Source organism: Kytococcus schroeteri (genome assembly GCF_042433515.1).
GTDB lineage: Bacteria > Actinomycetota > Actinomycetes > Actinomycetales > Dermatophilaceae > Kytococcus > Kytococcus schroeteri.
In genome coordinates, this window is record NZ_JBHLVH010000010.1 from 20,638 (window position 1) to 31,996 (window position 11,359).

8 protein-coding genes are annotated in these 11,359 nt (G+C 72.0%); 7 read left to right on the forward strand and 1 reads right to left on the reverse strand.

Annotated elements, in window-relative coordinates:
• Nucleotides 1-26: 26 nt before the first annotated feature.
• Entirely contained in the window at nt 27-1,460 is a 1,434-nt protein-coding gene (locus ACFFHC_RS04270; protein ID WP_070703568.1) for an NAD(P)H-quinone dehydrogenase, read from the forward strand.
• Between the two features lie 253 nt (nt 1,461-1,713).
• Here ACFFHC_RS04270 and ACFFHC_RS04275 read toward each other — a convergent pair whose 3' ends face one another.
• Nucleotides 1,714-3,498: an acetyl/propionyl/methylcrotonyl-CoA carboxylase subunit alpha gene (locus ACFFHC_RS04275; RefSeq protein WP_141494316.1), complete on the reverse strand. Its 1,785-nt coding sequence runs from the start codon at nt 3,496-3,498 to the stop codon at nt 1,714-1,716.
• An 82-nt stretch (nt 3,499-3,580) separates the two neighbouring features.
• On the opposite strand from ACFFHC_RS04275, the gene ACFFHC_RS04280 reads away from it, so the two are divergent.
• The 6 genes from ACFFHC_RS04280 (at nt 3,581) to ACFFHC_RS04305 (ending at nt 11,295) form a co-directional block, all read left to right on the forward strand.
• Nucleotides 3,581-4,516: a PfkB family carbohydrate kinase gene (locus ACFFHC_RS04280; protein WP_101849939.1), complete on the forward strand. Its 936-nt coding sequence runs from the start codon at nt 3,581-3,583 to the stop codon at nt 4,514-4,516.
• A gap of 118 nt (nt 4,517-4,634) precedes the next feature.
• Nucleotides 4,635-5,819, forward strand: coding sequence for an acyl-CoA dehydrogenase family protein (locus ACFFHC_RS04285; protein WP_070703571.1), 1,185 nt, complete (start codon nt 4,635-4,637; stop codon nt 5,817-5,819).
• A gap of 7 nt (nt 5,820-5,826) precedes the next feature.
• Complete coding sequence (locus ACFFHC_RS04290; protein WP_070703572.1) at nt 5,827-7,440, forward strand: acyl-CoA carboxylase subunit beta; 1,614 nt, start codon at nt 5,827-5,829, stop codon at nt 7,438-7,440.
• A gap of 516 nt (nt 7,441-7,956) precedes the next feature.
• A complete protein-coding gene (locus ACFFHC_RS04295) occupies nt 7,957-9,210 on the forward strand; it encodes a lipase family protein (RefSeq protein ID WP_083323420.1) in 1,254 nt (417 codons plus the stop codon).
• A 42-nt stretch (nt 9,211-9,252) separates the two neighbouring features.
• Entirely contained in the window at nt 9,253-10,125 is an 873-nt protein-coding gene (locus tag ACFFHC_RS04300; RefSeq protein ID WP_070703574.1) for a siderophore-interacting protein, read from the forward strand.
• A 48-nt stretch (nt 10,126-10,173) separates the two neighbouring features.
• Nucleotides 10,174-11,295 carry an iron-siderophore ABC transporter substrate-binding protein gene (locus tag ACFFHC_RS04305; RefSeq protein ID WP_070703575.1) on the forward strand — a complete coding sequence of 374 codons (1,122 nt, stop codon included), beginning with the start codon at nt 10,174-10,176 and terminating at the stop codon, nt 11,293-11,295.
• Nucleotides 11,296-11,359 lie beyond the last annotated feature (64 nt).

Genomic DNA, 11,359 nt, shown 5'->3' on the forward strand with positions numbered 1-11,359 from the left:
CAGGCCGTCGATGGTTGGATGGGGGCATGCTCTCCAGCGCACCTGAGGTCATCATCATCGGCGGCGGTCCCGGCGGGTACGAGGCCGCCCTCACGGCGGCGGCGGGCGGCGCCACCGTGACCCTCGTGGAGGACACCGGGGTGGGTGGCGCCTCGGTGCTCACCGACTGCGTGCCGTCCAAGACCCTCATCGCCACTGCGGACTTCCGCAGCCGCTTCGACGTGGCCGGGCGCATGGGCGTGGAGTTCTCCGAGGACGACGGCGACCCCGCCACCCACGAGCCGCTGGCGCACGGGGTGGAGGCCCACATCGACCTGGCCGCGGCCAACCGGCGGGTCATGGACCTGGCGCGTGCCCAGTCGGCCGACATCCGCGCGGCGCTGACCGAGGCCGGCGTCACCGTGGTGGACGGCCGGGGCCGCCTCGTCGCGCCGGACCGTGTGCAGGTGACCGCCGCCGACGGCAGCACCACCGAGCTCACCGCCGCCACCGTGCTGCTGGCCACCGGCGCCTCCCCGCGGGTGCTGCCCAGCGCCCGCCCCGACGGCGAGCGCATCCTCACCTGGCAGCAGGTGTGGGACCTCACCGAGCTGCCGAGCAAGCTCGTCGTGGTGGGCTCGGGTGTGACCGGCGCGGAGCTCGCCCACGCCTACCTGGGCCTCGGGTGCGAGGTGGTGCTCGTCTCCAGCCGCGACCGCGTGCTGCCCGGCGAGGACCCGGACGCCGCCGAGGTGCTGGAGACCGTCTTCCGCGAGCGCGGCATGCAGGTGATGAACGGGGCCCGCGCCCAGTCCGTGGAGCGGCAGGGCGACGAGGTGCTCGTGACCCTCACCGACGGGCGCACCGTCACCGGCTCGCACTGCATCATGGCCGTCGGGTCGGTGCCCAACACCGCGGACCTGGGGCTGGAGGAGGTCGGTGTGCAGACCGCCGACTCGGGCCACGTGCTGGTGGACAAGGTGTCGCGCACCTCCGTGCGGGGGGTGTACGCCGCCGGTGACTGCACGGCGGTGCTGCCGCTGGCCTCGGTGGCCGCCATGCAGGGCCGCATCGCCATGAGCCACGCGCTCGGCGACGCGGTCTCCCCGCTGCGCGTCACCGGCATCAGCTCCAACATCTTCACCGACCCGGAGATCGCCACCGTCGGCATCGGGCAGAAGCAGGTGGACGAGGGGGAGGGCCGCGTGCACCAGGTGATGCTGCCGCTGGTCAACAACCCGCGGGCCAAGATGCGCAACGTGCGCCACGGGTTCGTCAAGCTCTACGCCGCGCAGGGGTCCGACGTGGTCGTCGGCGGTGTGGTGGTGGGCCCGCAGGCCTCCGAGCTCATCTACCCGGTGGCCCTGGCCGTGCACCACCGCCTCACCGTGGACCAGGTGGCCAGCACGTTCACCGTCTACCCGTCGATGTCGGGCAGCGTCGCCGAGGCCGCGCGCCGCCTCCACACCCGCGAGGACTGAGCCGGCCCGGGCCAGGGTCCCGCCGCGTGCCCCTCCCCACACGTTGAGCCCTCCCCACACGTTGAGTCGTCGTTCGTCGGGGTCCCCGGGCGGTTCTGACCCCGACGAACGACGACTCAACGTCCGGGCATCGACGTCCGAGAGGGGACACGCCGGGCAGGACCCGGGGGCGCCGGGCACACAGCGAAGGGGCCCACCGACCGGACAGGTCAGTGGGCCCCTTCGCGTGCGCCGGGCGGCGCTCAGCGAGCGGTCACTCGGCGTCCTTGATCTCGCAGATGACGCCACCGTTGTTCACGGTCTCGCCCACGGCGGCCTTGAGCCCGGTCACCACACCGGCCTTGTGCGCCTTGATGGGCTGCTCCATCTTCATCGCCTCGAGCACCACCACCTGGTCGCCCTCGGCCACCGTCGCGCCCTCCTCCACGGCCACCTTCACGATGGTGCCCTGCATCGGTGCGGTCACGGCGTCACCCGAGGCCGCCGCGGCACCACCGCCGCCGCGCTGGCGCTTGGGGGCCTTCTTGCGGGCGCCACCGGCGGCCGCGCCGCCACCGCCCAGGGCCAGGTCGCCGGGCAGGGTCACGGCCATGCGGCGGCCGTTCACCTCCACGAGGATCTCCTGGCGCGGGGCCTTCTCCTCGGCCTCCGCGGTGGGGCCGGAGTACGGCTCGATGGTGTTCTCGAACTCGGTCTCGATCCAGCGGGTGTGCACGCTGAACGGCTGCTCCGGGTCGGCCGGGGCGAACGCCTCGTCACGCACCACCGCGCGGTGGAAGGGCAGCACGGTGGGCATGCCCTCGACGACGAACTCGTCCAGCGCGCGGCGGGAGCGCTCGAGGGCCTCGGTGCGGGTGCGGCCAGTGACGATGAGCTTGGCCAGCATGGAGTCGAACGCACCGGCCACGGTGTCGCCCTCGACCATGCCGGAGTCCACGCGCACGCCGGGGCCCGCGGGGGTGCGCAGCGTGGTGGCGGTGCCGGGGGAGGGCATGAAGTTCAGCCCCGCGTCCTCGGAGTTGATGCGGAACTCGAACGAGTGGCCGCGCACCTCCGGGTCGTCGTAGCCCAGCTCCTCGCCGGCGGCGATGCGGAACTGCTCGCGCACGAGGTCGATGCCGGTGACCTCCTCGGTGACGGGGTGCTCCACCTGGAGGCGCGTGTTCACCTCGAGGAAGGAGATGGTGCCGTCGGTGCCGATGAGGTACTCGCAGGTGCCGGCGCCGACGTAGCCGGCGGCCTTGAGGATGTCCTTGGAGGCGCGGCGCAGCTCGGCGTCCTGCTCCGGGGTCACGAAGGGGGCCGGGGCCTCCTCCACGAGCTTCTGGTTGCGGCGCTGCAGCGAGCAGTCGCGGGTGGAGACCACCACGACGTTGCCGTGCTGGTCGGCCAGGCACTGGGTCTCCACGTGGCGGGGGGAGTCCAGGAAGCGCTCCACGAAGCACTCGCCGCGACCGAAGGCCGACACGGCCTCCCGCACGGCGGAGTCGTACAGCTCGGGGATCTCCTCGCGGGTGCGGGCCACCTTGAGGCCGCGGCCACCGCCGCCGTAGGCAGCCTTGATGGCCACCGGCAGGCCGTGCTCGTCGGCGAAGGCGAGCACCTCCTCGGCGGACTCCACCGGGTCCTTGGTGCCCGGCACCAGGGGCGCGTTGGCGGCATCGGCGATGTGGCGTGCCTTCACCTTGTCGCCCAGGGAGTCGATGGCCTGCGGGGAGGGGCCGATCCACGTGAGGCCGGCGTCGATGACGGCCTGTGCGAAGTCGGCGTTCTCGGCCAGGAAGCCGTAGCCGGGGTGCACGGCGTCCGCGCCGGCGTCCTTGGCCACCTGCAGCAGCTTGTCCACCACCAGGTAGGACTCCGCCGGGGTGTTGCCCCCGATGGAATAGGCCTCGTCGGCCACCTTCGTGTGCAGCGCGTCGCGGTCGGCGTCGGCGTACACGGCGATGGAACGGATGCCTGCATCGGCGCAGGCGCGGGCGATTCGGACGGCGATCTCGCCACGGTTGGCGATCAGCACGGAGGTCACAGGAGCCATGGGCGGCACTCTAACGTGGCGCGGCCCACACCTCGCGCGCGATCCACGCCGTACCGGGCACGGCGTGGTGCACCCTTGGGGCATGTCGAGGACCCCGCGCGTCATCCACACCGCCCAGGCCCTGGTGGACGAGGTCGTCCACGTGCCCGCCCTTCCGCGGCGTGGCGGCAACGTCATGGCCTCCAGCACCACGCGGGAGGTGGGCGGCGCGGTGACCATCCTGCGTGCGGCGGCCCGGTCCGGCGCCCATGCCGTGCACGCCGGCTCGGTGGGGGCCGGGCCCAACGGCGACCTGGTCCGCGAGGCGCTGGCGGCCGACGGCATCGCGCTGACCAGCCCGGAGGTCCCCGACCAGGACACGGCGGTGTGCGTGGTGCTCGTGGAGCCCTCGGCCGAGCGCACCTTCGTCACCGCGATGGGGGCCGAGCGCGTCATCAGCCCGGAGTCGCTGCAGACGAGCGAGCCGGTGGACGGCGACCTGGTGTGCGTCAGCGGGTACAGCCTGCTGGAGCCCACCCGCGACCCGCTGCTGGCCTGGCTGCGCGGGCTGCCGACGGGCGTGCGGGTGGTGCTCGACCCGGGCGCGGCCTTCGAGGGGCTGGACGCCGCCCTGCAGCGCGAGGTGCTGGCCCTCACCGACGTGTGGAGCAGCAACGCCGAGGAGGCCGAGGCCCTGGTGGGTGCCCCCGCCGACACCGACATGGCCGAGCTCGCCGCGCAGGTGGCCGGGCTCCTGTCGGCCGGGTGCCTCGTGGTGGTGCGCGACGGCGACAAGGGCTGTGCCGTGGGCGACGGGGGAGCGGTGGTGGCCGTGCCGGGCTTCCCGCAGGATCCGGTGGACACCAACGGTGCGGGCGACACGCACACCGGCGTGCTGTGCGCCGAGCTGGCGGCCGGTGCTGACCCGGTGGCCGCCGCGCGCCGGGCCAACGCGGCCGGGGCGCTCAAGGTGACCCGCCACGGGCCGGCCACGGTGCCCACGGCCGCCGAGGTGGACGCCTTCCTGGCCGGGCGGTGACCCGACCTCCTCGGCACCACCTATGCTCTGCGATGGTGTGACCCGCGCCACGGCGCGAGGGCGCCTCGACGCGCCCGGACGCACCGCCCCCCTGACCCCGCCACGAAAGGCCTGGAGCATGTTCGAACTGTCCAAGGACCACGAGGACTTCCGCCAGGTCGTCCGCCAGTTCGCCGAGGCGGAGATCGCCCCGCACGTGGAGAAGTGGGACGCCGAGTCCTACTTCCCGACCGAGCTCATCCCCAAGATGGGCGAGATGGGCCTGTTCGGCCTGGTGGTCCCCGAGGAGTACGGCGGTGCCGGCCTGGAGGACGAGGGCCCGTTCACCTACCTGTGCCTGGCCATCGAGGAGCTCGGCCGCGTGGACCAGTCCATGGGCATCACGCTCTCGGCCGGTGTGGGCCTGGGCATCAACCCGATCCTCACCTACGGCTCGGACGAGCAGAAGCAGCAGTGGTTGCCCGACCTCGTGGCCGGCCGCGCCCTGGCCGGCTTCGGCCTCACCGAGCCGGACGCGGGGTCCGACGCCGGCGGCACCCGCACCAAGGCCGAGGTCGTGGACGGCGAGTGGGTCATCAACGGCGCCAAGGCGTTCATCACCAACTCGGGCACCGACATCACCTCCTGCGTGACCGTCACCGCCCGCACCGGCACCAAGGAGAACGGCAAGCCGGAGATCAGCGCCATCATCGTGCCGTCCGGCACCCCGGGCTTCACCGTGGAGCCGGCCTACCGCAAGCTCGGCTGGCACATCTCCGACACCCATGGCCTGACCTTCGAGAACTGCCGCGTCCCCGAGGCCAACCTGCTGGGCGCTCGCGGCGAGGGCTACAAGCAGTTCCTCAAGACCCTCGACGACGGCCGCATCGCCATCTCGGCGCTCGCGGTCGGCCTGGCGCAGGCCTGCCTGGAGCACTCCACCGAGTACGCCAAGACGCGTACTGCGTTCGGGAAGCCGATCGGCGCCTACCAGGGCGTCTCGTTCCAGGTGGCCGACCTCAAGGTCAAGGTGGACGCCGCGCGCCTGCTCACCTACAAGGCCGCCTGGCTCAAGGACGAGTTCGACGCCGGCCGTCGCTCGATGCAGGAGGTCAAGATGGCCGCGTCCGTGGCCAAACTGTACTCCACCGAGGCCGCCATGGATGCCACCCGCATCGCCACCCAGGTCTTCGGCGGCAACGGCTTCATGGAGGAGTACCCCGTGGCCCGCTTCTACCGCGACGCCAAGATCCTCGAGGTCGGTGAGGGCACCAGCGAGGTGCAGCGCATGCTCATCGCCCGTGGCCTGGGTCTGGAGGCCTGATCCACCGATGACGACCACCACCAACGCAGGCGAGACCCCCGGCGTGCAGCCCTTCGCCGACGCCACCCCCGGCGGCGACGAGAAGGTCGCCGACGTCCGGCGCCGCCTCAACGAGGCCCACGCGGCCTCCGGGGCGCCCACTGAGAAGGCCGCCGCCAAGCTCGAGTCCCAGAACAAGCTCTACGTCCGCGATCGCATCGCGCTGCTCTTCGACGAGGGCTCGTTCGTGGAGGACGGCCGCTACGCCAACGCCACGGCCACCGGCCTGCCGGCCGACGGCGTGGTCACCGGGCGCGGCACCGTGGACGGACGCCCCGCCATCGTCATCGCCAACGACCCCACCGTGAAGGCGGGCTCGTGGGGTGCGCGCACGGTCGAGAAGATCGTCCGCGCCACCGAGACCGCGCTGCGCGAGGAGCTGCCGGTCTTCTGGTTCGTGGACTCCGCCGGCGCCCGCATCACCGACCAGGTGGAGCTCTTCCCGGGCCGCCGTGGCGCGGGGCGCATCTTCCACAACCAGGTGGCGCTCTCGGGCAAGGTGCCGCAGATCTGCTGCCTGTTCGGCCCGTCGGCCGCCGGTGGCGCGTACATCCCCAGCTTCACCGACGTGGTGATCATGGTGGAGGGCAACGCCTCCATGTACCTGGGCAGCCCCCGCATGGCCGAGATGGTCGTGGGCGAGAAGGTCTCCCTGGAGGAGATGGGTGGTGCCCGCATGCACTGCACCGTCTCCGGCGTGGGTGACATCCTCGTGGCCGACGACACCGAGGCCATCGAGACCGCGCGCATGTACTTCAGCTACGTGCCGCAGAACTGGCACACGGAGCTGGAGCCCTACGAGGCCGAGGAGCCGGCGTACCCGCTGGAGCGCACCACGGTCCCGGAGGCAGAGTCCGTGCCGTTCGACATGCACGAGGTCATCGACGGCCTGGTGGACGACGACAGCTTCTTCGAGATCAAGGAGCTGTTCGCCCCCGAGCTGGTCATCGGCTTCGCCCGCATGGACGGCCGCACCGTCGGCATCGTGGCCAACAACTCGGCGGTCAAGGGTGGCGTGCTGTTCACCGACTCGGCCGACAAGGCGGCGCGCTTCATCTGGCTGTGCGACGCCTACTCGATCCCGCTGGTCTACCTCGTGGACGTGCCGGGCTTCATGATCGGCTCCGAGGTGGAGCGCACCGGCATCATCCGCCACGGCGCCAAGATGGTCTCGGCCGTCTCGTCGGCCACGGTGCCGCAGTTCTGCATCGTGGTGCGCAAGGCCTACGGTGCCGGCCTGTACGCGATGGGGGGTCCGGGCTTCGCGCCCGACGCCACCCTGGCTCTGCCCACCGGCCGCATCGCAGTGATGGGCCCGGAGGCGGCCGTGAACGCGGTGTACGCCAACAAGATCGCCGAGATCGAGGCCGAGCAGGGCCCCGAGGCGCGTGAGCAGTTCGTGCTGCAGATGCGTGAGGAGTACGTCAAGGACGTGGACCTCGAGCGCCTGGCGGCCGACCTGGTGATCGACGGCATCATCGAGGCCGACGCGCTGCGCGAGGAGCTGCTGAAGCGGCTGGAGTTCGCCCGCGGCCGCGAGCGCCACTTCTCGACCCGCCGCCGGGACGTGCCGCCGGTCTGACCGGCGCGGACCTCCCACCACCTGACGCGCGGGTCCGCCTCTCGACGGTCGAGAGGCGGACCCGCGCGTCCATCGACGCCTCGGCCGCCCCGGAGTGAGGGCTGGCTGCAGGCCCACCGGGCAAGGACGTGAGCATGGGCGGAAAGCAGCGCACGGAGCTGCCGGGGATGGTGCGCGAGGATCCCGTGCCCCCCCCCCGCCGGCGGTGTCGTCCACTCCAGTGATGAACCGCACCGTGGCGTCCCGGACCACCATCGCCCCAGCGCAGGTCCGGGACGCCCCAGGGGCACCAGGGTCGGTTCGGCGGGCCGTGGGCGGAGCGCCGCGGGCGTACCGGTGGAGTGCGGTGCCCGGGACGGCAATAGCCTGGACCTCACGCTGCGCCCCATGTGATGCCGGAGGCGCCCACGCGGCATCGTCAAGACATGGTCATGGTGGGCGTGACGCCCTGTGTCGGGCGCGTGACCTGTGGTCTGATCCCGAAGGCCCCTGTTCACACGCTTCGGAAGGACCCCCGTGCGCCGCGCCCTGCCCACCCTCACCCTGTGCCTCACCGCCGCCCTGGCTGTTCCCGTCTCCGCCGGGGCCGGGACCCCGCTGGGGGCGACGACCACCACCGCCGCCGCACCGACCGCCGATCCGGTGGACCCGGCCTTCTACGAGACCCCCGCGGACATGCCCGACGCCCCCGGTCGGCTGCTGCGCCGCCAGACGATGGAGTTCCTCCTCGACCCGGCCGGCGCGCACACCATCGAGTACTCCGCCGAGCGCCTGCTCTACACCTCCACCGCGTCGGACGGGCGCACCGTGGCCACCTCCGGCTTCGTGCTCACGCCCAAGGCGCCGTGGCGTGGCGAGGGCACCCGCCCCGTGGTCGCGCTGGCCCCTGGCACCCAGGGCCTGGGCGACCAGTGCGCACCCTCCCGCTCGGCATCGCTCAACCAGTACTACGAGCTCGAGGGCATCCGGAATCTCGTGCGCGCCGGCTACACCGTGGTGGTCACGGACTACCAGGGCTTGGGCACCGAGGGGGAGCACACCTACATGGCGCGCACCCCGCACGGCCGGGCGCTGCTCGACGCCGCCCGGGCCGTCACCGGCACCGACGCCTTCGGGGTGAAGGGAGCCCGCGTCGGCCTGACCGGGTACAGCCAGGGCGGGGCGGCCTCGGCGGCCGCAGCCGAGCTGGCACCCACCTACGCCCCGGAGCTCGACGTGCGGGGCGCCGCCGTCGGGGCCCCGGCCGCGGACCTCGCGGAGGTGGCGCCGAAGGTGGACGGAACGATGATGTCCGGCCTGGCCTGGTTCGCCCTGGCGGGTCTGGATGCCGAGTACGACCTGGATCTCGAGCGGGTGCTCAACGAGCGGGGGCTGGCGAAGGTCGCCGAGGCACGTACCCAGTGCGTGCCGTGGGCGCTGACCCAGGCCTTCCAGAAGACCTCCGAGTTCACCCGTGACGGCCGGTCCTTCGCCGAGCTGTTGGCCACCGACGAGCGGCTCGCCGCCGCGGTGCGCGCGAACCGGCTCGGCTCCGTGGCGCCGGCGGTGCCCTCGGTGGTGACGCACTCGCTCGCCGACGACACGCTGCCCTACGCGCAGGGGCGCCAGATGGCCCGGGAGTGGTGCACGGGTGGGGCAAGCGTCCGGCTGTACTCGGCGGCCACGCCCACCCACGTGGGTGGCTACGTGCCGCACTCGCTGAGCCAGTCGGTGTTCTTCGGCACCGTGTTCTCCGGGAAGGCCCCGGTGAACACCTGCGGCGAGTTCTGAGGAGATTTGTTTAGCCTTACCTAAGTCCAAGTGAGGAGTGTCATGTCCCAGCCCCCGCAGCAGTCAGTCCCCGGGTCCGGGCCCGGGGGTCGCCCGCCCCGCCCCGTCCGCAGCGCCCGTGTAGATGCCGTGGAGTGGCTCACGCCCGAGATGGTGCGGGTGTGGCTCACTGGCGAGGGCGTGGGCGCGCTGTCGGAACTGGAGCACACCGACCACTACGTGAAGCTGCTCTTCCCTCCCGCAGGTGCGCCCTACGGCCACCCGGTGGATCGGGAGAAGGTGCAGGCCGAGCAGCCTCGCGAGTGGTGGCCCGTCACGCGCACCTACACGGTCCGTACCGTGCGGAACGGCCGCATGGCCCTGGACTTCGTGAGCCACGGGGACGAGGGGCTGGCCGGCCCCTGGGCAGCCTCCGCGCAGCCGGGCGACCGCATCACCTTCCTGGGACCCGGTGGAGCGTGGTCGCCGACGCCGGAGGCCCACCACCTGCTGGCGGGTGACGAGTCGGCGATCCCCGCCGTCGCGGCCGCCATGGAGCGCATCATTGCCACCGGCGGCACCGCCCAGGTCTTCGTGGAGGTGTCCACCGCCGAGGCCGTTCCCGAGCTGCCCGAGGGAGAGGGCATCGAGCTCCACCGGGTGCTGCGCGACGGGACCGCTCACGGGCACGCGCTTGCGCACGCGGTCAGGGAGAGGGGGCGACTGCCCGAGGGGGTGCAGGTCTTCGTCCACGGCGTGGCGGAGATGGTCAAGGAGATGCGTCGCCACCTCTTCGTGGAGCACGGCCTGTCGAAGGCGGATGTGAGCATCTCGGGCTACTGGCGCACGGGCTGCACCGAGGACGAGTGGCAGGCCGGCAAGCGTGACTTCATGGCCCAGCTGGAAGCCGAGGAGGGTCGACTCGAGCAGGGATGAACGTAGGGTAGCCTCTCCTTATCCATTTCCGAGAAGGGGAGATCCTCCATGCGTCGTTCGGCTTCCTCCGTGGCCCTGCTGGCCACCCTGTCGCTCACCCTCACCGCCTGTGGCGGTGACTCCGAGAAGGAGGCGAGCAACTCCTCCAGCGAGGCGGCCGGGTCCTCCAGCCCGGCAGAGTCCTCCAGCGAGGCGGAGTCGGGTGGGGACGCTGCCTGGGAGCCCGTGACCGTGGAGCACGCCTTCGGCAGCACCACCGTCGAGGAGGAGCCCGAGCGCGTGGCCACCATCGACTGGGCCAACCAGGAGACCCCGCTCGCGCTGGGCATCTCCCCGGTGGGCATGGCCAAGATGACCTGGGGCGACGACAACGGCGACGGCATCCAGCCGTGGACCGACAAGGCTCTGCAGGAGCTCGGTGCCAAGGCCCCGGTGCTGTTCGACGAGACCGACGGCTACGACTTCGAGGCCATCGCCGAGTCGGACCCCGACGTGATCCTGGCGGGCTACTCGGGCATGTCCGAGGAGGACTACGCGACGCTCAGCAAGATCGCCCCGACCATCGCCTTCCCGGACGCCCCGTGGGCCACCGAGTGGGACAAGGCCATCCTCCAGAACGCCAAGGGCCTGGGTCAGGAGGCCGAGGGTGAGGAACTGGTGGACGAGCTGAGGGGCGAGATCGAGAAGGCCGTGGCCGAGCACCCGGAGATCAAGGGCAAGAGCGCCATGTTCATGACGCACGTCGACCTCACGGACCTCTCGGAGATCAACTTCTACGCCGCCGACGACACCCGTTCCAAGTTCCTCGAGGACCTGGGCATGAAGATCCCCGACAGCATCAAGAAGCACAGCGAGCCGGGCAAGTACGCCGGCAAGATCAGCACCGAGAAGGCTGACGAGCTGGCCGACGTCGACGTGATCATCACCTACGGCGGCGGGGAGCTCTACGAGGCGCTGTCCGCCGACCCGGTGCTCTCGCAGCTGCCGGCCGTCAAGAACAAGGCCATCGTGGCCCTCGACGGCGAGTCCCCCGTGGGCGCCGCTGCCAACCCGACCGCGCTGTCGATCCCGGAGAACGTGCCGCTGTACGTCGAGGAGATCTCCAAGGCGCTGGCCGGTGAGGGGTCTGGTGCCAAGGCCTCCGGCGCCAAGGCCTCGTCCGCCAAGTGACGGAGCCCACACAGCCCGAGGGGCCCGCGGTCCAGTCGACCGCGGGCCCCTCGGGGACCCCGGA